Origin of the sequence: Sphingobium xanthum, from assembly GCF_019737615.1 — a bacterium.
Taxonomy (GTDB): domain Bacteria; phylum Pseudomonadota; class Alphaproteobacteria; order Sphingomonadales; family Sphingomonadaceae; genus Sphingobium; species Sphingobium xanthum.
Map to the genome: position 1 here is coordinate 278329 of NZ_JAHKKS010000003.1, position 24810 is coordinate 303138.

The window sequence follows — 24810 nt, forward strand, 5'->3', positions numbered from 1 at the left end:
AATGACAGTGGAGGTTGGCTTGATGCCCTGCTAACGCTCGGCTCGTGAACAGCCCACCCGCTCCGATGGCCAAAGCCGCCAGCGCCCCCACGCCCATGATGGCCCAGTATCTCGGGCTCAAGGCCGAGGCGGGCGGCGATCTGCTGTTCTATCGCATGGGCGACTTCTTCGAGCTGTTTTTCGACGACGCGAAGATCGCGAGTCAGGTGCTCGACATCGCACTGACCACGCGCGGCGAGCATCAGGGCGAGGCGATCCCGATGTGCGGCGTGCCCGTTCACAGCGCCGACGGCTATCTTGCGCGGCTCATCCGGGCGGGGCACCGCGTCGCCATTGCCGAGCAGACCGAGACACCGGAGCAGGCGCGCGCGCGCCTGGGCTCCAAGGCGCTGGTCGGTCGCGCGATCGTGCGCTTCGTGACGGCCGGCACCTTGACCGAGGATGCGCTGCTCGACAGCCGGCGGGCCAATCTGCTGGCGGCGATCGGCGAGGCAGGCGGGCAGATCGCCATCGCCGCCGCCGATATCTCGACCGGGCGTCTTGAGGTCGTCGCACTCGAAGGCAGCGGCATCGAGGCGGAGCTGGCGCGGATCGGCGCGAGCGAAGTCATTGCGCGCCCGGGACTCGCCGAGCGGATCGGCACCGCCCATGCCTTCGAGAGCCGCGGTTTCGACAGCGGGCGGGCGGAGACCGACATCTGCCGGCATTTCGGCGTCAAGACGCTCGACAGCTTCGGCACCTTCTCGCGCCCGGAGCTTTCGGCGCTGGGCGGTCTGCTCGCCTATCTGGAGCATGTCGGTCAGGGGCGGATGCCGTTCCTGGCAGCACCGGTGCGCGCCGGGACGAGCGACCATCTCGCCATCGATCCGGCGACGCGCGAGAGCCTCGAGATCGTGCAGACGGCAAGCGGCCAGCGCGCCGGGAGCTTGCTCGCGACGGTCGATCGCACCGTAACGGGCGCGGGCGCGCGCGCGCTGGCCGCCGATCTCTCTGCGCCGCTGATGGACCGGGCAGTGATCGAGGCGCGGTTCGATCTGGTGCAATGGTTCCATGATGACGGGCCGCTGCGCGAGGATGTCCGTGCGCGCCTGCGGGCCTTGCCGGACGTTGGCCGCGCTCTCGGCCGTGTCGCCATCGGACGAGGCTCGCCACGCGATCTCGGCCAGTTGCGCGACGGGCTCGATGCCGCGCGCAGCCTGCGCGAGAAGATCGGCCGCCTGTCCGACCGGCCGGCGCTGCTGGATGTGCTGCTGCCTGCGCTCGACGGTCATGGTGCGCTGGTCGATCTTCTGTTCAACGCGCTCGTTCCCACCCCGCCGACCGAGACGGCCAATGGCGGCTATATCGCTGACGGTTACGATGCCGCGCTCGACGAGCTGCGGCGCTTGGCCGGCGATGGCCGCCGCGCCATTGCCGCTCTGGAAGCGCGCTATCGTGACGAGACCGGCATCGCCGCGCTCAAGATCCGTCACAATGGCGTGCTCGGCTATCATGTCGAGGTGCCCGCGCGTCATGCCGATGCGCTGATGGCGCAGGACAGCGGCTTTACACATCGCCAGACGCTGGCCGGCGTGGTGCGGTTCAACTCGATCGATCTGCACGAAGAGGCCGGGCGCGTCTCGCAGGCCGGTGCGCATGCACTGGCGGCCGAAGCGGCGCATTTCGAGGATCTGGTGGCGCAGGTCATGGACCGACGCGATGCGATCAGCCGCACGGCCGATGCGCTGGCGCGGATCGATGTGAGCGCGGCACTGGCCGATCGGGCCGTCGAAAGCGGCTGGGCGCGGCCGCGCTTCAGCGAGTCGCCCATGCTGGAGATTGCGGGCGGGCGTCATCCCGTGGTCGAGGCGGCGCTGGGCAAGAGCGGCACGGCCTTCGTCGCCAATGACTGCGCCCTGTCCGAACGTGACCGGCTCTGGCTGGTGACCGGGCCGAATATGGGCGGCAAGTCGACTTTCCTGCGGCAGAACGCGCTGATTGTGATCCTCGCGCAGGCGGGCAGCTTCGTCCCCGCGCGCGCCGCGACGCTTGGGTTGGTCGATCGGCTGTTCAGCCGGGTGGGCGCTTCGGACAATCTGGCACGCGGGCGCTCTACCTTCATGGTCGAGATGATCGAGACCGCCGCCATCCTCGCGCAGGCGACGGCGCGCAGCTTCGTCATCCTCGATGAGGTTGGGCGCGGCACATCGACTTATGACGGCCTCGCCATCGCCTGGGCTGTGGTCGAGGCGATCCATGACGTGAATGCCTGTCGCTGCCTGTTCGCCACGCATTATCATGAGCTGACACGGCTGGCGGAGCGGCTCGATGCGCTGTCGCTGCATCATGTCCGCGCGCGGGAATGGAATGGCGACCTGGTCCTGCTGCATGAGCTGGCGAAAGGGCCGGCCGACCGCAGCTACGGTATCGCTGTGGCGCGGCTTGCGGGGCTTTCGCCGGCGGTTCTGGCACGCGCCAAGTCCGTTCTCGCCAAGCTGGAGGCCGGCAAGGCGCAGACCGGCGGGATCGCGGCGGGCCTCGACGATCTGCCCCTGTTCGCCGCCACGCTGACCGCCGAGCCGGAAAAGGCGGCTGATCCGCTGAGAGAAAAACTTGCCGCCATCGATGCGGACAGCCTCTCGCCACGCGACGCGCTCGACCTTATCTATGCGCTCAAGCTTTTGTCAGACTCTGGCCCTATATAGACGCCGATGAACAAGGTTCCCGATATCCTCCCCGGCCGGCGTGCGATCATCGATCGCCGCGCCCTTGCGGACGCGCTCAACGCGGAGCTGGCCGCGCTGACCGATGTCGCGGCGCGGCGCCAGACGATCGTCGCGGCACTGCGGACGGCCCTCTCGGAGGGACGCGAGGAAGTCTCGCGGCGGCTCGCGGCTAATCCGACACGCGGGCGCGATGCGGTGACGGCGCAGGCCTTCCTGATGGACCAGATCATCCGTCTGCTGTTCGACGCGACGATCACGCACCTCTATCCGATCAGCAACCCGACCGCTTCAGAACGCCTGACCCTGATTGCCGTAGGTGGTTACGGGCGTGGCGAAATGGCGCCCTATAGCGACGTCGATATCGGGTTCATCACCCCCTACAAGCCGACCGAGTGGACCGAGCAGGTCATCGAATCCATGCTCTATGCGCTGTGGGATCTCGGACTCAAGATCGGCCATTCGAGCCGATCGATCGACGAGACCATGCGCATGGCCAAAGCGGATCTCACCATCCGTACCGCGCTGCTCGAGGCCCGCTTCATCTGGGGCGATCGGGGCGTCTATGAAGAGTGCGTCGCCCGCTTCGACAAGGACATCATGCAGGGCACGGCCCGCACCTTCGTTGCCGAGAAGCTGGCCGAGCGCGACGCCCGGCACAAGCAGATGGGCGACAGCCGCTATGTCGTCGAGCCCAATGTGAAGGAAGGCAAGGGCGGCCTGCGCGACCTGCACACGCTGTTCTGGATCGGCAAATATGTCCACCGCGTGCGCTCGGTGTCCGAACTGGTCGGCGTCGGCCTGCTGACGCGCGCGGAACTGTCGCAGTTCCAGCGCGCCGAGAACTTCCTATGGGCCGTGCGCTGCCACATGCACGAGGTCTCGCGCCGCGCCGAGGACCGGCTGACATTCGACCTGCAGATCGAGGTCGCCCGGCGCATGGGCTTTACCGAGAAGCGCGGCCGCTCCTCGGTCGAGCGTTTCATGCATCTCTATTTCCTGATGGCGAAGACCGTCGGCGACCTGACCGGCGTCTTCCTCGCCCATCTGGACGATGCCATGGCCAGCAAGGGCCGGCGCTACATTGCCTCGATTTTCTCGCGGCCCAAGAAGCTCGACGGCTTCGTGCTCGATCGCGGGCGGATCACCATTCCGGGAGACGACTTCTTCCGCGAGAAGCCGGTGCGGATGATCGAGATCTTCGCGCTGGCGGACAAGCACGATCTCCAGATCCACCCCAATGCCATGCGCGCGCTCAATCGCGATGCGGTGCTGATCGACCGGCGCGTGCGCGACGATCCGGAAGCCAATGCGCTGTTCATGAGCGTGCTGACCTCGCCGCGCGATCCGGAAAAGGTGCTGCGCTGGATGAACGAGGCGGGCACGTTCGGCCGCTTCGTGCCGGACTTCGGCCGTGTCGTCGCGCAGATGCAGTTCGACATGTATCACCACTACACGGTCGATGAGCATACGATCCGTGCGATCGGCCTGCTCGCGAAGATCGAGAAGGGCGAATTCAAGGCGGACCATCCGCTAGGCAGCGCGATCATCGGAAAGATCGTCTCGCGACGGGTTCTCTACGTCTCCGTGCTGCTGCACGACATCGCCAAGGGGCGCGGTGGGGATCATTCGATCCTGGGCGCCGAGATCGCCGAAACGCTCTGCCCGCGCCTCGGCATGAGCGCGGCCGAGACCGAAACCGTCGCCTGGCTGGTGCGCTATCATCTGCTGATGTCGGCGACCGCCTTCAAGCGCGATCTGTCCGACTACAAGACGATCCTGGACTTCGCCGAAGTTGTGCAGAGTCCCGAGCGGTTGCGGCTGCTGCTGCTGCTGACCGTGGTCGATATCCGCGCGGTCGGCCCAGGCGTCTGGAACAGCTGGAAGCGCCAGCTCCTGACCGAATTGTACGACTCGGCCGAGGAGGTCGTCCGTCCCGGCCATAAGCAGCGCGGGCGACAGGAGCGGATCGAGGCCAAGCGCGTGGTGCTGAACGAACGGCTGGGCATCGATGCCAAGGCGTTCGCCAAGCTGGTGAAGCGCTTCCCGGACTCATACTGGATCGCCGAGCCTGATCATATTCTGGAGCGCAATGCCCATCACCTGCTGGCGGCGGGCAGCTCCGATCTCTCGATCGATGCGCAGCCCTATCCCGAGCGCGGCGCCACTTTGGTCACCGTCTATGCGGCGGACCATCCCGGCCTGTTCTACCGGATCGCCGGCGCCATTCATCTGGCCGGCGGCAACATCATCGACGCGCGCATCCACACGCTCAAGGACGGGAGCGCCCTCGACAATTTCCTGGTGCAGGATCCGCTCGGCGGTCGCTTCGACGCGCCCGAGCAGTTGCAGCGCATCAAAACCTATATCGAGGATGCGCTCACCAACCGGCAGAAGCTGATGACCAAGCTCGACCAGCGCCCGCTCTCGCGCACGCGGGCCGAGGCGTTCGAGGTCGTGCCGCAAGTGCTGATCGACAACAAGGCATCGAACCGCTTCACCGTCATCGAAGTGGCGGCGCGCGACCGTCCCGCGTTGCTGCTCAGCCTCGCCTTCGCCCTGTTCCAGTCCAAGACCATGGTCCACAGCGCCCATGTCGCCACTTATGGCGAGCGGGCCGTCGACACTTTCTACGTGACCGACCTGCTTGGCGGGAAACTGGAGAGCAAGGCGCGTCTGGCAACGCTGGAGCGACGTTTGGTGGAGGCGGCGACCAACACGGCGGGCGAACTGCTCGACGCGCGCACCTTCGCCATATCGAGCTGAATTCGGGCAGAGCCGTGAAGGAAGCGCCGTCCTACGACCCGGCTTCACGGCACCCGGACCGGGTTCCTTCTCGCGTCCGGAAATCCCTCCCGGCCCCCCGGTGCCGAAGCGGAAAACCATGCGCGATAGTGTGACCTCAGTGTGACCTTTCGCCACCGGGATCGCAGGCGACCGCAGGGCGGTCTTGGCTCAGCTCCGGAAATTGCCCGGATAAGCGACGTCCTCGCGCGGCTTGCGGCCGCTCACGATCTCGCGGGCGCGCAGCGCCTCGGACAGGTTCGCGGGGTCGCCCATGCGACCGATCGCAATCGCGGCCTCCAGCTTGAAGCTGTCCGGCACGCCCAAGCTCTCGGCCGCCGCCTGGAAGTCCACACCGGCCATGCCGTGCGTGTGATAGCCGAGCATCAGGGCCTGCATCGCCAGCATGCCCCAGGCCGCACCGGCATCGAAGCTGTGCGTGCCGCTTGGTCCGCGTTCGCCCATGAAGCGGTCGGAGGCGATGTAGATGAGTACTGACGCATGCTCCGCCCAGATCCGGTTACCCGGCACGAGGAAGGAGAGGAAACGCTCCCAGTTCTCGTCGCCGCGCCGGGCATAGAGCAGCCGCCAGGGCTGGTGGTTCATCGCCGAGGGCGCGAAACGCGCGGCGTCGAGGATCGTCTGAAGATCGTCCTCCGGCAGGTCCGACGCATCGAACGCGCGGGGCGACCAGCGATCGAGGAACAGGGGATCGAGCTTGGTGTCGGTCGTGCGCGTCATGGGCGGCTCCAGGAAAGGGGTCCGCCATGCATAGACAAGCCCCGCTCCGATGCCAGCCCCGACCGGAAGCTTGCCTTGCCTCGCTTATGCTCGACGCGACCGCCGAGTCCCTCAGTGCGAAAGCAACAGCGGGATCGGCGACTTGGCGAGCAGGGTCTTGCTCGCCCCGCCGAACAGCTGCTCGCGCAGCCGGCTGTGACCATAACTCCCCATGGCGCACCAGGCCGCGCCGGAGTTGTGCAGCGCATCGAGCAACTGAGCGCTCACATCGCCGGTCTTGGGCAGCGTGCGCGCGGTGGCCCTGCAGCCATGGCGGGCGAGATAGGCGGCGACCTCATTGGGATTGCCATCGCCGTCTTCCTGACCGATCGTCAGGACCTCGACCTCGCTGGCACGTTTGAGCAGCGGCACGGCTGCGCGGACGGCTGCGTCGGCGGCAGCGCCGCCATTCCAGATGACCAGAGCCTTGCCGAAGAGGTCGATGCGCCGCTGATCGGTGGGCACCAGCAGGACCGGCGCGGAGGTGAGCTCGGCGAGGCGCGCGGCGGTGTCGCCCGATTCGCTCATGTCGCCCACGCCCTGCTTGCCGACGACGATAAGATCGACGAGGCGGGCATTGTCGGTGATCGCCACGTCCGAGTGACTGAGGACGCGCGCCCATTCATAGCTCACGTCTTCCTGAGAGAGGCGCTGCTCGAGACGGGTGACGTTGTTGTCCTCGCGCTCGCGCTCGTCGATCAGCAGCACGCCGACTCCGCCGCCGACGCCGAATCCATCGGCCATCACAGGCATCGGCACAACATCGAGGCACACCAGATGCCCCTCGACCGCCCGGACGATATCGAGCGCGCACTGGAGCCGCGCCTCCTGGCAAACGTCGTCGTGGATCAGGACCATGATCGTCTTCATTGCCGTTTCCTCTCTTGCGTCGCTGGCGGGCACGGCCCGCGCTTTCCTCATCGCATATTGTCGCCAGGCCAGCGAGTTTTCCTTGATGCGGATCAAGAAGCAGCGGGCATTTTCCCTTGCTTTGCGCAGCCTGTCTTACTATAGGCGCGCGCTTCCATGCACCCATGGAGCAATCAGGGACGGGCCGGCCAGTAGGGCTGCCGTGTTCGTCCGCAAACGTCTGCGGGCCGTTTTCGAGCGGTTTCGCGCCAAAGACAAGGAGACGAAAATGCCCAAGCTCAAGACCAAGAGCGGTGTGAAGAAGCGCTTTAAGTTCACCGCTACCGGCAAGGTCAAGCATGGTGTGGCCGGCAAGCGCCACCGCCTGATCTCGCACAACGCGAAATATATCCGCCAGAACCGCGGCACCGAAGTGCTGTCGGATGCTGATGTCGCCCATGTGCGCCTCTGGGCGCCCTACGGCCTGAAGTAAGGAGTAGAGCGACATGGCACGTGTGAAACGTGGTACGACCACGAAGGCGAAGCATAAGCGGATTCTGGAACAGGCGAAGGGCTATTATGGCCGTCGCAAGAACACCATCCGCATCGCGCGTCAGGCCGTCGAGAAGGCCGGCCAGTACGCCTATCGCGACCGCAAGGTCAAGAAGCGCAGCTTCCGCGCGCTCTGGATCCAGCGCATCAACGCTGCGGTCCGCATGGAAGGCCTCACCTATGGCCAGTTCATGCATGGCCTGAAGCTTGCCGGCGTCGAGCTGGACCGCAAGGTCCTCGCCGACATCGCGATGCACGAAGGCGACGTTTTCAAGGGCATCATCGCTCAGGCTCGGGCTGCGCTGCCCGCCGCCTGATCGAACGCGATCCAAGATTTTACAAAAGGGCGCTGGGCATTGTTCCGGCGCCCTTTTTTGTACCGTTGCGGGACACACGGGCCGGAACTCGGGCGAAAGGCGTCGTAAACGGTTTTGCAAGCTTTTCGCGACTGCGGCATATGCTCTTCCCGTGGGAGATGCAGTTTCCTGAGTGGGAAGGAATTACGCATGAAGAAGTGTGTTCTGGCTCTTGCCGCGCTCGCGGCCCTGCCGACCGCCGCGAATGCGACGGCTTTCACCAATGGCGGCTTTGAGATCGGTCCCAATCCCGGCGGCTTCACAACGTTGAGCGCTCCCTCGGCAGCGATCACCGGCTGGACCGTTACCGGCGGCAGCATCGACTATATCGGCAGCCACTGGCAGCCGGGCGAAGGGTCGCGCAGCATCGATCTGAACGGCAACTCGATCGGCACGATCGCCCAGACGTTCGATACCGTCATCGGCATGACCTATACCGTGAAGTTCCTGCTCTCGGGCAATCCGGACGGCGCGCCGACGCTCAAGACGCTCGACGTCTCGGCGACCGGCGGCAGCACGGTCGGCTACAGCTTCTCGACGGCCGGCATTTCGCGTGCCGCGATGGGCTGGGAAAGCAAGACCTATCTCTTCACGGCGACCGGCCTGTCCACGACGCTCACCTTCGCCTCGACGACTCCGGGCGCCTTCTATGGCCCGGCGCTGGATGGCGTGTCGGTCACGGCCGTTCCCGAGCCGGCGACCTGGGCGATGATGATCGGTGGCCTCGGCCTCGTCGGCGCCTCGATGCGCCGCCGCAAGACGGCGGTCAGCTTCGCCTGATCCAACAGCCCAAGAATAGATAGGGCGCCGGAGACATCCTCCGGCGCCCTTTTCGTTTGTCCCGAATTAGGCTAGCGGACCGCCCCATGAGCGAGATCACATCCCTGAAGGACGGCCTGCTGGCCGATATCGCGGCGGCGGACACTCTGGACGCCGTCGAGGCGCTGCGCGTCGGCGCGCTCGGCAAGAGCGGGGTCGTGACCGGCCTGCTCAAAACGCTGGGCGCGATGAGCCCGGAAGAGCGCCAGAGCAAGGGTCCCGCGATCCACGATCTGCGCGAAACCGTGACCGGCGCGATCGCTGCGCGCAAGGCTGCGCTGGAGACGGCGGCGCTGGATGCGCGCCTGTCCGCCGAGCGGATCGACATGACCTTGCCGGCCGAGGCGCCGCTGCAGGGCAGCGTGCATCCGGTCAGCCAGGTGATGGACGAGCTGGCGGAAATTTTTGCCGATCTCGGCTTCTCGGTCGCGACCGGCCCGGAGATCGAGGACGACTGGCGCAACTTCACCGCGCTCAACATTCCCGAGACGCATCCAGCGCGCGCGATGCACGACACTTTCTATTTCGGCGACAATTACAAGGCGGCCGGCGGCAATGGCGAGACCGGCGCGATGCTGCTGCGCACCCACACTTCGCCCGTGCAGATCCGCACCATGATGAGCGAGCAGCCGCCGATCCGCATCATCGCGCCGGGCCGCGTCTATCGATCGGACTCGGACGCGACGCACACGCCGATGTTCCACCAGATCGAAGGCCTGGTCATCGACAAGGGCATCCATCTCGGCCACCTCAAATGGACGCTGGAGACCTTCCTCAAGGCGTTCTTCGAGCGCGAGGACATCGTCCTGCGCCTGCGCCCCAGCTATTTCCCCTTCACCGAGCCGTCGGTCGAGGTCGATGTCGGCTACACGCTGGAGAACGGCCAGCGCGTGATCGGTGGCAGCGGCGACGCGGAGAATGGCGGCTGGATGGAAGTGCTCGGCAGCGGCATGGTCAACCCGGCCGTGATCCGCAATTGCGGGCTCGATCCCGATGAGTGGCAGGGCTTCGCTTTCGGTACTGGCGTCGATCGCCTCGCCATGCTCAAATATGGCATGAACGACCTGCGCGCCTTCTTCGACGGCGATCTGCGCTGGCTGCGGCATTATGGCTTCTCGGCGCTGGATGTGCCGACCTTGAGCGGAGGAGTGGGCGCATGAAGTTCACCCTGTCCTGGCTCAAGGAGCATCTGGAAACCGACGCCGCGCTCGACGCGATCCTGGTCGCGCTCACCGACATCGGCCTTGAGGTCGAAGGTGTCGAGAATGCGGCCGAGAAACTGGCCGGCTTCCGCATCGCCAGGGTGCTGACCGCCGCGCCGCATCCGCAGGCGGACAAGCTGCAGGTGCTGAGCGTCGATGCCGGTGACGGCCCGCTGCAGGTCGTCTGCGGAGCGCCCAATGCTCGCGCCGGCCTTGTCGGCGTGTTCGGCTCGCCCGGGACGACAGTGCCCGCCAATGGGATGGTCCTGCGCGTCGCGGCGATCCGCGGCGTCGAATCGAACGGCATGATGTGCTCCAGCCGCGAGCTGGAACTGGGCGACGATCATGAAGGCATTATCGAGCTGGCGGACGATGCGCCGGTCGGCATGGCCTATGCGGCATGGGCGCAGCTCGACGATCCGGTCATCGACGTCTCGATCACGCCCAACCGGCAGGATTGCATGGGCGTGCGCGGCATTGCGCGCGATCTGGCGGCCAAGGGTCTCGGCACGCTGAAGCCACTCGGGGCTGTCTATCGTATGACGAGCCTGGCCCCGATCCCGGGCGATGGTCCGGCGCCGGACGTACGCACGGACGACGCCGAGGGTTGCCCAGCCTTCTATGCGCAGGGCGTCTCGGGCCTGAAGAACGGCGCCGCCCCGGTGTGGATGAGCCGCTTCCTGAAGGCGATCGGCCAGAAGCCGATCTCCGTGCTGGTCGACATCACCAATTTCGTCTCGGTCGATCTCGGCCGGCCGCTGCACGTCTATGACAAGGCGACGCTCAAAAGCGGCCTCGTCGCGCGCAAGGCCAAGGACGGCGAGCAGGTGCTGGCGCTGAACGGCAAGACCTATACGCTCGACAGCAGTATGACCGTCATCGCCGATGACGAAGCGGTCCACGACATTGGCGGCATCATGGGCGGCGAGCATTCGGGCGTGTCTGACGGCACGACCGACGTCATCATCGAATGCGCCTATTTCGATCCGGCGCATATCGCGCGGACCGGCCAGAAGCTGGGCCTCACTTCGGATGCGCGCCAGCGCTTCGAGCGCGGTGTCGATCCGGCGTTCCTCGACGATGGCCTCGCCATCGCGACCAAGCTGGTGCTCGACCATTGCGGCGGCACGGCAAGCGCGATCACGCGCGCGGGCACGCCGCCGGTGGAGAAGCGCAGTGTCGGCTACGATCCCGATCTCGCCGGGTACCTCGGCGGCCTCGCCATTCCGCAGGACCGCCAGCGCGCGATCCTGGAACGGCTCGGCTTCGAGGTCTCTGTGGACTGGAGCATCACCGTCCCGACCTGGCGCCGCGACGTTCAGGGCGCGGCCGACATCGTCGAGGAAGTGATCCGTATCGAGGGGCTGAACAACGTGCCCTCGACGCCGCTCCCGCGCGTGCCGGGCGTCGCTCGCCCGACCGCGACGCCGCTGCAGATGATCGAGCGCCGTGCCCGCCGTGCGGCGGCTGCGCGCGGGCTAAACGAGGCGATCAACTGGTCCTTCATTTCGGAGGCTGAGGCCGCGCCCTTCGGTGGCGGGGACTGGACGCTGGCCAATCCAATCAGCGAGGACATGAAGGTCATGCGGCCGACCTTGCTGGCAGGGCTACTCTCGGCCGCGCGGCGCAATGCCGATCGCGGCGCCTCCGCGATCCGGCTGTTCGAGCTGGGGCGGCGCTATTTTCGCGGTGCGGACGGCGCCAGCAGCGAGCATCTGACGCTTGGCCTTGTCATGGCGGGCGACAAGCGATCGCGTGGCTGGCAGGGCGGCAAGGCGCAGAGCTTCGATGCGTTCGATGCGAAGGCCGAAGTGATCGCGTTGCTCGCCGCGGCCGGTGCGCCGGTCGCCAAGCTGCAGATGATGGGGGAGGCCGGCTCGGCCTATCATCCCGGCCAGTCCGGCACGCTGCGCCTCGGCCCCAAGACGGTGCTGGCCGCTTATGGCGTGCTGCACCCGAGCCTTGCCCGCACCTTCGATCTCGATGGGACGGTCGTCGCAGCCGAGCTCTATCTCGATGCCATTCCCCTGCCCAAGAAGAGCGGCTTCATGCGCGCGCCCTATGCGCCGCCGGCGTTGCAGGCCGTGACGCGCGACTTCGCCTTCCTTGTGCCGGAGGCGCTGGAAGCCGAGGCGCTGGTGCGTGCCGCGCGCGGCGCGGACAAGGAGCGGATCGTCGATGCGCGGCTGTTCGATGTCTTCGCCGGACAGGGCGTGCCGGAAGGGCAGAAAAGCCTCGCCATCGAGGTGACGCTGCAACCGGACGACAAGAGCTTCACCGACGAGGAGCTCAAGGCCGTCGCGGACCGGGTGGTCACCGCCGCGAGCAAGCTGGGAGCGGTGCTGCGGGGGTAATTCGAACCGAAGGGGAATGCGATGAAATGCCTCGTTGCGATTGCTGTTCTGTCGAGCCTTTCCGCGCCGGCCGCGATAGCGCAAACGCCGGATCGGTCCGTCACCTTCGAATATTATTACCGCATCAAATGGGGGCAGGAGATCGCCTTCAAGCAGCTCTACCGCAAGAACCACGAGCCGATTCTGAAGGAGCTTCAGAAGCAGGGCTTCATCGTGGCGATGCGGACCGACCTGCCCTTCACCCATATGGCCGGTGGCGAGCGCTGGGACATGCGCGTGACGATCACCTGGCGCGACGGCGCCGCGGCGGTGGAGATGGGCGGCGATCTCGACAAGGCGATGGCGGCCGCCCGCAAGAAGCTCTATCCGGACGAGGCCAAGCTGGACGCTGAGGAAACCCAGCGATTTTCCATGCTGGAGGAACATTGGGACGTGATCGTCACGAAAGTGAGCGATTGAAGCCTCTCAGCGCGAGGCGATCTGCGTGCCGTTGGTGGGCAGCTTGCAACCCTTGCTGACCGCCAGCCCGCGCAGATAGCCGCGCCGGGCGAGACCGGCGTTGACCGCCGCGTCCAGTCGCCGCTCGGCCGGGGCCGCGCCGCTCACTTCGCGCACGAGGCCACGAAACGGGATGAGCGAGTTCACCACCGCTTCGCCCCCGGCTGCGGCGAGCTTGCCGAACTTGTTCTCGTTGGAGGCGCTGCTGGTGCCGAAATCGGCGCCGAGTACGTCGTTCAATTCGCTGATCGAGGCTGAGAGCGCCTTGCAGGTCCTGCCACCCGCCGGATTGGCATATGGCTGGGAGACGGCCTGTGCGAGTATTTCCGGAATCTTGGTTTTGGTGATGCCGACATCCTTGGCCGGCTGACTGGCGATCTCGCCGGCCTTCTTCATCGTCTTGTCGTCATCCTTCTTCTCTTCCTGCGCGATGGCCGTGCCGGCGAGCGCAAGCGAGAGGAGGAGAGCGGCGGTTGCGCGGATGATCATGACGGGTCTCCTGATCGCGCTGGTGTCGCGCGACTTGATCACCCGTGTAACCAGCGGGACGGGCCGATGGTTCCGCGCCCGCCTATTTGCTCAGTGGTCGTGATCGTCCGGATATTCGAAATGCTCATATTCCGGGCGCGGATTGATCTTGTCGTCCATCGTCACCAGCAGGCCGAGACCGAGCACGGCATCCTGGCCTTTCTGCGGATCGAGCCCGCGCTCGACCATCCATTGGGTCAGCCGGCCATTGCTCTCGAACACGCTCATCGCCGAGATCTCGATGCTCGACATGAGATAGCTTTCCGGCGGCACGGGATGCGGCGCGTCTCCGGCGAGGTCCTCGAGCCGCTGCAGGATCACGTCCTTGATGCTCGTCTTGAGGTCGGCCATTCGAGTCTCTCCGTCGCGGGGCTTGCTACTGTGCGGCGACCTTATCCGCGATGCTCCGGAGCGCAAGCTTAGAGTGCTAACGATGTCGTGCGGTTGCGCGGTTCGGGCGGCCGACGCATAGTCGCGCATATGATCCGCATTGAAAGCCCGCTGCTCTCCGCCGCCATCAATCCGCTCGGTGCCGAGCTTTCGATCCTGCGCGATGCGGACGGGCGTGACTTGTTGCATGATGGCGATCCGGCGTTCTGGGCGAGCCGGGCGCCTTTGCTCTTCCCGATCGTCGGCGGCCTGCGGGGTGACAGCTACCGGCTGGACGGCACGTCTTATTCGATGCTCCGGCATGGCGTGGCGCGCCGACAGACTTTCGAGGTTGCCGAGCAGACGAGCGATCGTGTCCGCTTCCGGCTGACGGACAGTGAAGAGACGCGCGCCGCCTATCCCTTCGCCTTCCGCTTCGACGCCGACTACGAAATCGAGGACGCGGCGCTCACCATGACGCTGACCGCGACCAACATAAGCGAGACCGACATGCCGGTGAGCCTCGGCTATCACCCGGCCTTTGTCTGGCCGCTCCCTTATGGCGAGGATCGCGCGGCGCACTGCATCCGGTTCGACAAGGAGGAACCGGATAGGCTCGCGCTGCTGGGTGACGGCCTGATCGTATCGGAAGATCGGCCAAGCCCGGTCGAAGGGCGCGATCTGCTGCTGCGCGACGATCTGTTCGAGGACGATGCTCTGATCTGGCGCACTCTGCGCAGTCGCGGCTGTCTCTATGGCGCCGATGCCGGACCGCAATTGCGCGTCGACTGGAGCGACATGCCGAGTCTCGGCATCTGGACCAAGCCGGGCGCGCCCTATGTCTGCATCGAGCCCTGGGCGGGCATTGCCGACAGCGCCGATTTCGACAGCGACATCTGGGCCAAGCCGGGGATGCATCGCCTCGCGCCGGGCGAGTCGCTGTCACACTGGATGCGGGTCACTTTGCAGCATAATAGCTAGCCGGCGGGCAGCTTCTGGTTTGCGCCAGTCCGCGGATATAGCCGCGGCGCGCGAGGCCGGCATTCACCGCCGCTGCCTTGCGCCGGTCGCCGGCGCCGCGCCGCTGATCTCGCGGACGAGTCCACGGAACGGAATGAGCGAATTGACCACCATCTCGCCGCCGGCAAAGGCGAGGCGCTCAACCTTGTCCTCCTGCGGCTTGTCCTCGATGTCGAAATCCGGCCCGAGGGCCTGATTGAGCCGGGCAAGCTCCCAGTTCAGCCAGCGGCAGTCCATGCGCTTGGGCACCTTGTAGGGCGCGACAACCGCGTCGCGCAGCGCGGGATGGATGCCGGAACTGGTGAGGCCGACATCGCGGACCGGTTGCACGGCGATGTCCCCGGCCGTCTCGATCCGCCTCTCCTCGTCCGTCCGCTGGTCCGGCTGTGGGGTGGAGCGATAACTTCCGGCATTGGACGGATAAGGCAAGCGGGGTTGCGCTTGCTGAGCTTGCGCGCCCACCGGCGCGAGCATCAGCATGCCAACCAATCCGGCCATGGCGCGGCCACGGGGCACGCGGGCAAGGCGCAACTTGCGATCCATCGGTCCCCTTCCGTATAGGAGCGCAAATTTCACGCTCCCGGCTGCGAGAGTCAACGCCGTCCGAGCCTTTGCGATCCAGGATCCCCGCACGAGATGACGATTCCGTCCCGCCGCACTTTTGCGATCATTTCCCACCCCGACGCGGGCAAGACCACCCTGACCGAGAAGCTTCTACTCGCCGGTGGCGCCATTCACCTGGCCGGCGAGGTCAAGGCGCGCGGTGCGAATCGGCGCGCACGCTCGGACTGGATGAAGATCGAGCAACAGCGCGGCATTTCCGTGACAAGCTCGGTCATGACCTTCGAGCGGGCCTTCGAGGGCCTCGGCGAAGTGACCTTCAACCTGCTCGACACGCCGGGCCACGAGGACTTTTCCGAGGACACCTATCGCACGCTGACGGCGGTCGATTCGGCCGTGATGGTGATCGACGCCGCCAAGGGCATCGAGCCGCAGACTTTGAAACTGTTCGAGGTTTGCCGCCTCCGCTCAGTGCCGATCATCACTTTCGTCAACAAGGTGGATCGTGAAGGCCGCGACGCCTTCGCGATACTGGATGAAGTGGCCGACAAGCTCGCGCTCGACGTCTGCCCGATGAGCTGGCCGGTCGGCATGGGCGGCGAGTTCGAGGGCATTTACGACTTCGCGACCAACCGGCTGTTCCAGCCGAGCGGGCCGAGCAAGGAATATGACGACAGCTATCGCCAGTTCACCGGGCTGGACGATCCCAAGCTCGCGGAGGTGCTGTCGGCAGACGGCCTCGCGCGGCTACGCGACGAGGCGGAGCTGGCGCAGGGCGGCTATGCGAGCTTCGATCTCGCCGGTTATCGCCATGGCGACCTGACGCCGGTCTTCTTCGGCTCCGCGCTCAAGCGCTTCGGTGTCGGCGAGTTGATCGAGGCGCTCGCCCGGCATGCGCCGCCGCCGCGCCCGCAGCCGGCCGAACCGACACCGGTCGAGCCGGAGCGCGGCGACGTCACCGGCTTCATCTTCAAGGTGCAGGCCAATATGGACCCGCAGCATCGCGACCGGATCGCGTTCATGCGGCTCTGCTCGGGCAAGTTCAAACGCGGCATGAAGCTGACCCCGTCCGGCACGGGCAAGCCGATCGCCGTCCATTCGCCGATCCTGTTCTTCGCGCAGGACCGCGAGATTGCCGATGAGGCTTTCCCCGGCGACATCATCGGCATTCCCAATCACGGCACGTTGCGCGTCGGCGACAGCCTCTCGGAGAAGGCCGATGTGCGCTTCACCGGGCTGCCGAACTTCGCGCCCGAAATCCTGCGCCGCATCGCGCTCAAGGACCCGACCAAGACCAAGCAACTGCGCAAGGCGCTCGACGATCTCAGCGAAGAAGGCGTGATCCAGGTCTTCTATCCCGAGATCGGCAGCCAGTGGATCATCGGTGTGGTCGGCCAGCTCCAGCTCGACGTGCTGATCTCGCGCCTGGAGGCGGAATATAAGGTCGAGGCCGTGCTGGAGCCGGCGCCGTTCGACACGGCGCGCTGGCTCTCGGGCGAGGCACGCAAGCTCGACGACTTCGGCGGGATTAACCGGGCCAACATGGCGAAGGATCGCGATGGCAATCCGGTGTTCCTCGCCAGATCGGCCTGGGATGTCGGCTATCAGTCGGAGCGCAATCCGGACATCGCATTCAGCGCGACCAAGGAGCGCTGAGGGCGCCTCCGCTACACTCCGTCGATGATCGCCTGCGCAGCCAGTCTTCCGGTCTGCGCGCCGCCGTTCATGAAGCCGGGAAAGGCGTCCGAGACATGCTCGCCGGCGAAGAAGATCGGCCCGGAGCGCGCGACCTGCTTCGCCACCCCATTTTCCTCCAGCCAGAGCAGCTTGCCGAACTTGATGAACTGGCCGGGCCGGAAATTGGTGTAGGCGCCGCGCGTGAAGGGGTCGTCGATCCAGCCGGTGAGCATGCTATCCGGGCTTGCCGCGCCGACAAGATCGCCCATGAAACTGCCGACAACCGGCTCGACGGCGCGGCGGATGACAAGGCGATCGCGCGATGCCGTCTGGTCGCCGCCGAGGAACCAGGTGAGCGTGCCGCCGGGGCCGCTTTGCCCCATGGTCGCTTCCCAGACTTCGCCGAAGACCGGACGGGCGGAGAGATCCCAGGTTGCGCCCGCGGCGCCCATCGGCGTCTGCGTCCAGGGCTTGGCGCGATAGCCGGCATTGAGCTTGGCATTGCGGCCGAGCTTCACTTCCTTCGCGAAGGCCGCCCAGTCCGGGGAGAAGAGCCCGCCATGCGGGATGGTGCCGAGCACCGGTGCGGGGATGGCGAGGATCACGCGATCGGCCTGCACCGGCGGTCCCTTGTCGAAGCGCAGGGTGACGCCGCTGCGTCCGCGCGTGATGGAGACGAGCTTGCGGTTCGTCTCGATCCGCTCGGCATGGACCTTGGCCAAAGCGTCGGTGATGCGGGCCGAGCCGCCCGAGACGATGTAGCGCTCGTCGCCGTCGCCAAGCACCTCGAACGCGTCGCCATGGACGGTCGGCAGGTTGAAGATGAGCTGCAGCGCGCTCGATTCATGCGGCTCGGCGCCATATTCGGTGCGGACTGACTGCTCGAGGAGCCTGCGCACGGTGGGATCGAGGATGAGTTGGGCGTGCTTGTCGAGATAGGCGCCGACCGAGAGCGTATCCAGCTCCTTGACGACGGTCTCATAGTCACCGTCCAGCCGCTCGCTGTCTGTGGCGATCTGCCCCGCGATCGGCGCCAGCGCGGCGGCGAGGGCCTTGTTGTCGAGCAGCTGCATCTCGCGCAGCATTTGCTCATGACCGTCGATCCCGGTGCGGTCGATCAGGGAAATGTCGAAGCGCTTGGCGAGCGCAAGCATGTCCTCATGATCGCTGTTGATGAGCTGCCCGCCGATTTCCAGCCAGCCGCCGGGATTAGCGGCGTCTGGCAGGGTGAAGACACGGCCACCGGTGCGGTTGCGCCCTTCGTAGATACGCGCCGCTATCCCGGCCTCGGTCAGCCGGTCGAGGGCGACGAGACCGGCGAGCCCGCCGCCGACGATCGCGACGCTGCGCGGCTTGGGCCCGGCCGCCTGGGCGAGCGGTGCGCCCGCTACGACGGCACCGGCACCCAGCGCCTTGATGAGTGAACGCCGGCTGATCCCGGCCGGGCCGGAGCGCGGCGGCGGCAGGCCGTCCTGCGCGCGCTGGATGCGGCGTGCCTGCTGCAACGCCCGGCGAACAAGTGTCGAAAGTTGCATGCTGATCGGCCTCCCCCGCTCGCAGGATAGCGGGAGCCGAGGCGGGACGATATTCGCCGGACGCGCGACCCGTCGCGCGCCTTGCCCGCTTCGGCTGGCGCATCGGGCGGCAGATACGATTTCTGGCGAACCCCTCCCTCGCGGGAGGATAGCGGCGCTTACGTATCGCCGGGCGCGCTGGCTCAGTGCGCCTTTTCGGCGAGTACGGTGAGGCCGGTCTCGCTCACTTCGGCAAAACCACCCTCGACCTGGATGATGCGCGGCTCCGCGCCGTCGCGGTCATAGACCTTGAGCGCGCCGTCCTTCACGGTCGACATGAACGGCGCATGGCCTTCCAGCACGCCGAACTCGCCTTCTGTGCCCGGCACGACCACCATATGGACCTCTTCGGAGAGGACGAGGCGTTCGGGAGTGACCAGTTCGAAATGCAGTGCCATGGGCGGACCTTGTGAATCGCTAAAATCGGGCCGCGTTTAGCCGCGTTTGAACGCGATGTCGACCTGTCCGTCAGGGAAATCCGCCTTGGGCTCGGCCTGCGTCGGATGGGCGGGATAGGCAAAGGTCGAATAATGATTGGGCAGCGCCAGCGTGACGAAGCCCTGCTCTGCGAGCGAGGCCATGATCGGGCGCAGATCATCGTCCACGCGCAGCTCGGCGCAGAGGCAGAGATCGTGCGGCAGATCGGGCAACATCGTCATGATGTCGCGCATCACGGGCGCCTCCATGCCTTCCACGTCGATCTTCACGAAGCTCATGCGCGGCAGCAGCGCGGACGGCACGACATCGGCGAGACGGCGCAGCTCCAGCGCGTCCGGATCGCCCTCGACCGGATCGCCGAAGCGGCTCGCGCCGAGATTCGCGGCGGAGACATGGAAACTGCGGCGCTCGCTGCGGTCGGAAATGCCGTAGGCGACGACCGTCACGTTGCTGAGCGCATTGAGTGTGATCTGCGCCTCGAGCCGTTCTCGAATGGCCGGGCCGGGCTCGATGGCGAAGACATGGCCGTCCGGGCCGACCAGCCGGCTCATCAGCAGCGTATCATAGCCGATATTGGCGCCGATATCGGCCACGACAGCGCCTGGGCGGATCGTCTCGCGCAGGAAGGCGGTGACGCCCGGCTCCCAGACATGGAAGAAGAAGATGCGGGAATCGATGAGATCCCAGGGCTCCAGCCGCATCCGGCCGAGGCGCGGAATATCGGCGATCACGGGCACCTTCACCAGCGACCAGAGACGCTTCACGACCAGCGCATAGCCTGCGCGCAGCGTGCCGGGCAGCCAGGGCCAGCGGGCAGGAGCGGAAAGCCAGTTGAGAGCGGTGGTTGCCATGATGGGCTTTTGCCGGATGGTAAGCGGGCCGTCGAGCGGCGCTAACCATATTGGCGAGGAGGGTCTGTCAGCTTTCGGGACGTGAGCGGTTCTTACTCCTCGCCCCTTGGGGAGAGGATAGTGCAGCTTGGTCGTCCGTAGGGCGGCCTAGCGAAGCTTGGAGAGGGGGCGGAAGCCGCGCCGTCCCCCTCTCCAACTGCGCCTAGCCGCTCAGCGGCAAGGCTCCATATCCTCTCCCCGAAAGGGGCGAGGAAATAGAAAAACCGCGGCAAGCTCCTGAGAGCCGCCGCGGTCTTTCGATGTCGGTCCGGCACATCCGGAGCCTTATGCCGCTTCGGCAGCCAGCTTCTTGCCCTTCTCGATGGCCTCCTCGATGCCGCCGACCATGTAGAAGGCGGACTCGGGCAGATGGTCATACTCGCCGTCGACCACAGCCTTGAAGCTCTTCACCGTGTCCTCGATCTGGACGAACTTACCCGAGATGCCGGTGAAGACTTCGGCGACGTGGAACGGCTGCGAGAGGAAGCGCTGGATCTTGCGCGCGCGCGCGACGGTCAGCTTGTCCTCTTCCGAGAGCTCATCCATGCCGAGAATGGCGATGATGTCCTGCAGCGACTTGTACTTCTGCAGCGTCTCCTGGACGCGGCGGGCCGTGTCGTAATGCTCCTGGCCGACGACAGCCGGAGTCAGCACGCGGCTCGTCGAGTCGAGCGGATCGACCGCCGGGTAGATGCCCAGCTCGGAGATGGCGCGGTTGAGCACGGTCGTCGCGTCCAAGTGCGCGAAGGACGTGGCAGGCGCCGGGTCGGTCAAGTCGTCCGCAGGCACGTAGATGGCCTGCACCGAAGTGATCGAGCCCTTGTTGGTCGAGGTGATGCGCTCCTGCAGCGCACCCATGTCGGTCGCGAGCGTCGGCTGATAGCCCACGGCCGAAGGAATACGGCCGAGCAGAGCCGACACTTCCGAGCCCGCCTGCGTGAAGCGGAAGATGTTGTCGACGAAGAAGAGCACGTCCTGGCCTTCCTGGTCGCGGAAATATTCGGCGATCGTCAGGCCCGAGAGCGCGACGCGCGCGCGGGCGCCCGGGGGCTCGTTCATCTGGCCGAACACCAGCGCCACCTTGGAGCCTTCCGGCGTCGGGTTGCCGTCGGCGTCCTTGGCGATAACGCCCGCGTCGAGGAACTCGTGATAGAGATCATTGCCTTCGCGGGTCCGCTCGCCGACGCCGGCGAACACCGAGGTGCCGCCATGGCCCTTCGCGATGTTGTTGATCAGTTCCTGGATGAGCACGGTCTTGCCCACGCCGGCACCGCCGAACAGGCCGATCTTGCCGCCCTTGGCATAAGGCGCGAGCAGATCGATCACCTTGATGCCGGTGGCGAGAATCGCAGTCTCGGTCGACTGATCGACAAAGTCCGGCGCCTTGGCATGGATCGGGGCGGTCTGCGTGTGGCCGACCGGGCCGCGCTCGTCGATCGGCTCGCCAACGACGTTGAGAATGCGGCCGAGTGTCATCGGGCCGACCGGCACCGAGATCTGCGCGCCCGTGTCGGTCACTTCCTGACCACGGGTCAGACCCTCGGTCGAGTCCATGGCGATCGTGCGCACGGTGTTCTCGCCAAGATGCTGGGCGACTTCGAGCACCAGCTTCTGGCCGTTGTTGCTGGTCTCCAGAGCCGAGAGAATGGCGGGGAGATCGTTCGGGAAGATCACGTCGACGACGGCGCCGATGATCTGGCTGATCTTGCCGACATTGTTGCTGGTTGCTGCCATGGTTCCGTTCCTTGCCTTCTCAATTCGTCATCCCGGCGCGGCCGGGGTCCAGTTCCTAGAGCGCCTCGGCGCCCGAAATGATTTCCACCAGCTCGGTGGTGATCGCAGCCTGACGGCTGCGGTTATACTCGATGGTGAGCTTCTTGATGAGATCGCCCGCGTTGCGCGTCGCATTGTCCATCGCGGTCATCGAGGCGCCCTGCTCCGAGGCCATATTCTCGAGCAGCGCCTTGAACAGCTGGATGGTGATGTTGCGCGGGAGCAGATCGGCGAGGATCGCTTCCTCGTCCGGCTCATACTCGACAGCAGCGCCCGAAGAGGCAGGCGCATCGGCCGGAATCTTGACCGGGATGATCTGCTGCTCGGTCGGGATCTGCAGGAGCGCCGACTTGAAGCCCGAATAGAAGAGATGTGCGACATCGAACTCGCCCGCGAAGAAGCGGTTCGAGACGTCGTGCGCGACGGCGCTGGCTTCGTCGAAGCCGGGCGTGCGCACGTCGGTCGTGTCATACTGGCCGACGATCTTGCCGGGGAACAGGCGGTTGATCACCGCGCGGCCCTTGCGGCCGACGAGGTAGAACTTCACCGTCTTGCCCTGCGCGATCAGCGCATTCGCCTTGGCGATGGCGGCCTTGACGATGTTGGCGTTGAACGCGCCGGAGAGGCCCTTGTCGCCATTCGCGACCAGCAGCAGGTGCGTGTCATCCTTGCCGGTGCCTGCAAGCAGGCGCGGCGCATTGTCGCCAGTGACCTTGCCGGCGAGGCTGGCCACGACGCCTTCGAGACGCTGGGCATAAGGCCGCGCGGCCTCGGCGGCCGCCTGCGCCTTGCGCAGCTTCGCCGCAGCGACCATCTGCTTGGCCTTGGTGATCTTCTGGGTCGACTTGACCGAGACGATGCGGCCCTTGAGTTCCTTGAGGCTTGCCATGTCTTATGCGTTCCGAGCCAGGGCCAGACGGCCCGCCAAACCAATGAAGGCCGCGCCGAGCGCGCCTTCGAACCAGCGCATCGCGCTGCTCTGACCAACCTTGCGACCGGCATGGGTCGCGACGGTCGCGATGACCAGACACCAGACGGCGCCGATTCCATAGACGATCGCGATCAATCCCGCGCCGGTGAGCGGCGCGCCCGGGCCCGTGCCGACGAACTGCGGCAGGGCAGCGAGGAAGAACACCGCGACCTTGGGATTGAGCACCGTGCTCCAGAAGCCCTGACGGAATGGCGCGCCGAGCGTGACCTGCTTCTCCTCCGCCGTCCTGGCCTTGATCGCTCCGCGCAGGAGCTGGATGCCGAGCCAGGCGAGGTAGAGCGCGCCGGCGACCTTCACGATCGTGAAGAGGCCGGGCACCAGATTGAGCACCGCGAGGAAACCGAAGCCGCAGAGCAGCATGTAGAAGATGCCGCCGACGAAAATGCCGCCCGCCGCCGCCATGCCCGCCCGGAAGCCGCGACGCGCCGACTGCCCCGCGACCAGCATCGTGTCCGGTCCGGGAGACAGCACCAGCGCGATCGCGAGGATCGTCCAGGCAAGAAGGCCGTGGTCGGGACTCACATCGCGTCCTTAGGCGAAGGTCTTCCCGAATGCGTCGAGCGCATCCTTGACCTTGGCGCGGACATCGTCGCCGAGATCGCGGCTGTCGCGGATCGCGGTCAGGATGTCGGCATGATGCGCGCGGAAGTGCGCGAGCATCGCCGCTTCGTAGCGGACCACATCGGCGGTCGCGACGCTGTCGAGATAGCCCTGCGTGCCGGCGAAGATCGAGATCGTCTGCTCCTCGAAGGGCAGCGGCGAGAACTGGGGCTGCTTGAGCAGCTCCGTCAGGCGCGCGCCGCGGTTGAGCAGCTTCTGCGTCGAGGCGTCGAGGTCCGAACCGAACTGGGCGAAGGCCGCCATCTCGCGATACTGGGCCAGCTCCAGCTTGATCGAGCCGGAGACCTTCTTCATCGCCTTGGTCTGCGCGGCCGAGCCGACGCGAGACACCGAAAGACCGACGTTAATGGCGGGGCGGATGCCCTGGTAGAAGAGGTTGGTCTCGAGGAAGATCTGGCCATCGGTGATCGAGATCACGTTGGTCGGAATATAGGCGGACACGTCGCCGGCCTGCGTCTCGATGATCGGCAGCGCGGTGAGCGAGCCGTTGCCATTGGCGTCGTTCATCTTGGCGGCGCGCTCTAGCAGGCGGCTGTGCAGATAGAAAACGTCGCCGGGATAGGCTTCGCGGCCCGGAGGACGACGCAGCAGCAGCGACATCTGGCGATAGGCGACGGCCTGCTTGGAGAGGTCGTCATAGACGATCACGGCGTGCATGCCGTTGTCGCGGAAATACTCGCCCATCGCGACGCCGGTATAAGGCGCGAGATACTGCAGCGGAGCGGGCTCCGAAGCAGTCGCAGCGATGACGATGGAATATTCCATCGCGCCATTCTCTTCGAGCTGGCGAACGATCTGCGCCACAGTCGAGCGCTTCTGGCCGACGGCGACGTAGATGCAATAGAGCTTCTTCGACTCGTCATCGCCTGCGTTGACGCCCTTCTGGTTGATGAAGGTGTCGATGGCCACGGCGGTCTTGCCGGTCTGACGGTCGCCGATGATCAGCTCGCGCTGGCCACGGCCGATCGGCACCAGAGCGTCGATCGCCTTGAGGCCGGTCTGCACGGGTTCGTGGACCGACTTGCGCGGAATGATGCCCGGCGCCTTCACCTCAACGCGCGAACGCTTGTCGGCGACGATCGGACCCTTGCCGTCGATCGGGTTGCCGAGGCCATCGACCACGCGGCCGAGCAGACCCTTGCCGACGGGCACGTCCACGATGGTGCCGGTGCGCTTGACTGTGTCGCCTTCCTTGATCTCGGCGTCCGAGCCGAAGATCACGACGCCGACATTGTCAGCCTCGAGGTTGAGCGCCATGCCCTGCACGCCATTGGCGAACTCGACCATCTCACCTGCCTGGACATTGTCGAGGCCGTGAATGCGGGCGATGCCGTCGCCGACGTTCAGCACGGTGCCGACTTCGCTGACTTCGGCTTCCGTACCGAAATTGGCGATCTGGTCCTTGATGACCTTCGAAATTTCTGCGGCGTTGATATCCATGGTCAGCCTTTCATCGGATCTTCTGGAGCGGC

The 24810-nt window shown here is 65.9% G+C and carries 22 protein-coding genes; 10 read left to right on the forward strand and 12 right to left on the reverse strand.

The genetic code is table 11. From position 1 onward, the window contains the following. Positions 1-65 precede the first annotated feature (65 nt). Complete coding sequence (gene mutS / locus KM135_RS07235) at positions 66-2684, forward strand: DNA mismatch repair protein MutS (RefSeq protein WP_221713316.1); 2619 nt, start codon at positions 66-68, stop codon at positions 2682-2684. A gap of 6 nt (positions 2685-2690) precedes the next feature. Further along, a complete protein-coding gene (locus KM135_RS07240) occupies positions 2691-5468 on the forward strand; it encodes a [protein-PII] uridylyltransferase (RefSeq protein WP_221713317.1) in 2778 nt (925 codons plus the stop codon). A 189-nt stretch (positions 5469-5657) separates the two neighbouring features. Here the strand turns inward: KM135_RS07240 and KM135_RS07245 are convergent, their stop codons facing one another. Beyond that, the gene (locus KM135_RS07245) at positions 5658-6227 is read right to left on the reverse strand and encodes a nitroreductase family protein (RefSeq protein WP_221713318.1); all 570 of its coding nucleotides are present in this window, start codon (positions 6225-6227) and stop codon (positions 5658-5660) included. A gap of 111 nt (positions 6228-6338) precedes the next feature. Beyond that, the gene (locus KM135_RS07250) at positions 6339-7136 is read right to left on the reverse strand and encodes a universal stress protein (RefSeq protein WP_221713319.1); all 798 of its coding nucleotides are present in this window, start codon (positions 7134-7136) and stop codon (positions 6339-6341) included. 268 nt (positions 7137-7404) lie between these two features. Here KM135_RS07250 and rpmI point away from each other — a divergent pair, with 268 nt between their 5' ends. The 6 genes from rpmI (at position 7405) to KM135_RS07280 (ending at position 12857) form a co-directional block, all read left to right on the forward strand. Beyond that, the gene (gene rpmI, locus KM135_RS07255; RefSeq protein WP_014078133.1) at positions 7405-7608 is read left to right on the forward strand and encodes a 50S ribosomal protein L35; all 204 of its coding nucleotides are present in this window, start codon (positions 7405-7407) and stop codon (positions 7606-7608) included. Positions 7609-7621: 13 nt separating this feature from the next. Beyond that, a complete protein-coding gene (rplT, locus tag KM135_RS07260; protein WP_221713320.1) occupies positions 7622-7984 on the forward strand; it encodes a 50S ribosomal protein L20 in 363 nt (120 codons plus the stop codon). Positions 7985-8173: 189 nt separating this feature from the next. Continuing rightward, entirely contained in the window at positions 8174-8803 is a 630-nt protein-coding gene (locus KM135_RS19715) for a choice-of-anchor C family PEP-CTERM protein (protein WP_246605806.1), read from the forward strand. Between the two features lie 86 nt (positions 8804-8889). After that, positions 8890-10002 carry a phenylalanine--tRNA ligase subunit alpha gene (gene pheS, locus KM135_RS07270; RefSeq protein WP_221713321.1) on the forward strand — a complete coding sequence of 371 codons (1113 nt, stop codon included), beginning with the start codon at positions 8890-8892 and terminating at the stop codon, positions 10000-10002. Continuing rightward, complete coding sequence (pheT, locus tag KM135_RS07275; RefSeq protein WP_221713322.1) at positions 9999-12398, forward strand: phenylalanine--tRNA ligase subunit beta; 2400 nt, start codon at positions 9999-10001, stop codon at positions 12396-12398. The genes pheS and pheT overlap by 4 nt, the downstream gene beginning before the upstream one ends. A 21-nt stretch (positions 12399-12419) precedes the next feature. Next, positions 12420-12857 carry a hypothetical protein gene (locus KM135_RS07280; protein WP_221713323.1) on the forward strand — a complete coding sequence of 146 codons (438 nt, stop codon included), beginning with the start codon at positions 12420-12422 and terminating at the stop codon, positions 12855-12857. 6 nt (positions 12858-12863) lie between these two features. On the opposite strand, the gene KM135_RS07285 is transcribed toward KM135_RS07280, so the two are convergent. Further along, positions 12864-13385, reverse strand: coding sequence for a hypothetical protein (locus KM135_RS07285; RefSeq protein WP_221713324.1), 522 nt, complete (start codon positions 13383-13385; stop codon positions 12864-12866). 90 nt (positions 13386-13475) lie between these two features. Next, positions 13476-13775 (reverse strand): hypothetical protein, encoded by a 300-nt coding sequence (locus KM135_RS07290; RefSeq protein WP_221713325.1) that lies wholly within the window; start codon positions 13773-13775, stop codon positions 13476-13478. Positions 13776-13904: 129 nt separating this feature from the next. Between KM135_RS07290 and KM135_RS07295 the strand changes: the two genes are divergently transcribed. Beyond that, complete coding sequence (locus KM135_RS07295) at positions 13905-14774, forward strand: aldose 1-epimerase family protein (protein ID WP_221713326.1); 870 nt, start codon at positions 13905-13907, stop codon at positions 14772-14774. A gap of 63 nt (positions 14775-14837) precedes the next feature. Here the strand turns inward: KM135_RS07295 and KM135_RS07300 are convergent, their stop codons facing one another. After that, positions 14838-15356 (reverse strand): hypothetical protein, encoded by a 519-nt coding sequence (locus KM135_RS07300; protein WP_221713327.1) that lies wholly within the window; start codon positions 15354-15356, stop codon positions 14838-14840. 93 nt (positions 15357-15449) lie between these two features. Between KM135_RS07300 and KM135_RS07305 the strand changes: the two genes are divergently transcribed. Further along, entirely contained in the window at positions 15450-17030 is a 1581-nt protein-coding gene (locus tag KM135_RS07305; protein WP_221713328.1) for a peptide chain release factor 3, read from the forward strand. An 11-nt stretch (positions 17031-17041) separates the two neighbouring features. On the opposite strand, the gene KM135_RS07310 is transcribed toward KM135_RS07305, so the two are convergent. The 7 genes from KM135_RS07310 to atpA form a co-directional block, all read right to left on the reverse strand. Beyond that, a complete protein-coding gene (locus KM135_RS07310) occupies positions 17042-18586 on the reverse strand; it encodes a flavin monoamine oxidase family protein (protein ID WP_221713329.1) in 1545 nt (514 codons plus the stop codon). A gap of 182 nt (positions 18587-18768) precedes the next feature. Continuing rightward, positions 18769-19023, reverse strand: a complete 255-nt coding sequence (locus KM135_RS07315; protein ID WP_221713330.1) for an ATP synthase F1 subunit epsilon — start codon at positions 19021-19023, stop codon at positions 18769-18771. A gap of 36 nt (positions 19024-19059) precedes the next feature. After that, complete coding sequence (locus KM135_RS07320) at positions 19060-19914, reverse strand: FkbM family methyltransferase (RefSeq protein ID WP_221713331.1); 855 nt, start codon at positions 19912-19914, stop codon at positions 19060-19062. Positions 19915-20238: 324 nt separating this feature from the next. After that, positions 20239-21687 (reverse strand): F0F1 ATP synthase subunit beta, encoded by a 1449-nt coding sequence (gene atpD, locus KM135_RS07325; RefSeq protein ID WP_221713332.1) that lies wholly within the window; start codon positions 21685-21687, stop codon positions 20239-20241. 55 nt (positions 21688-21742) lie between these two features. Next, positions 21743-22615 (reverse strand): F0F1 ATP synthase subunit gamma, encoded by an 873-nt coding sequence (locus KM135_RS07330; protein WP_221713333.1) that lies wholly within the window; start codon positions 22613-22615, stop codon positions 21743-21745. Positions 22616-22618: 3 nt separating this feature from the next. Further along, positions 22619-23239, reverse strand: coding sequence for a LysE family translocator (locus tag KM135_RS07335; RefSeq protein ID WP_343228159.1), 621 nt, complete (start codon positions 23237-23239; stop codon positions 22619-22621). Positions 23240-23248: 9 nt separating this feature from the next. Continuing rightward, the gene (atpA, locus tag KM135_RS07340; RefSeq protein WP_221713334.1) at positions 23249-24778 is read right to left on the reverse strand and encodes a F0F1 ATP synthase subunit alpha; all 1530 of its coding nucleotides are present in this window, start codon (positions 24776-24778) and stop codon (positions 23249-23251) included. Positions 24779-24810: the final 32 nt, after the last annotated feature.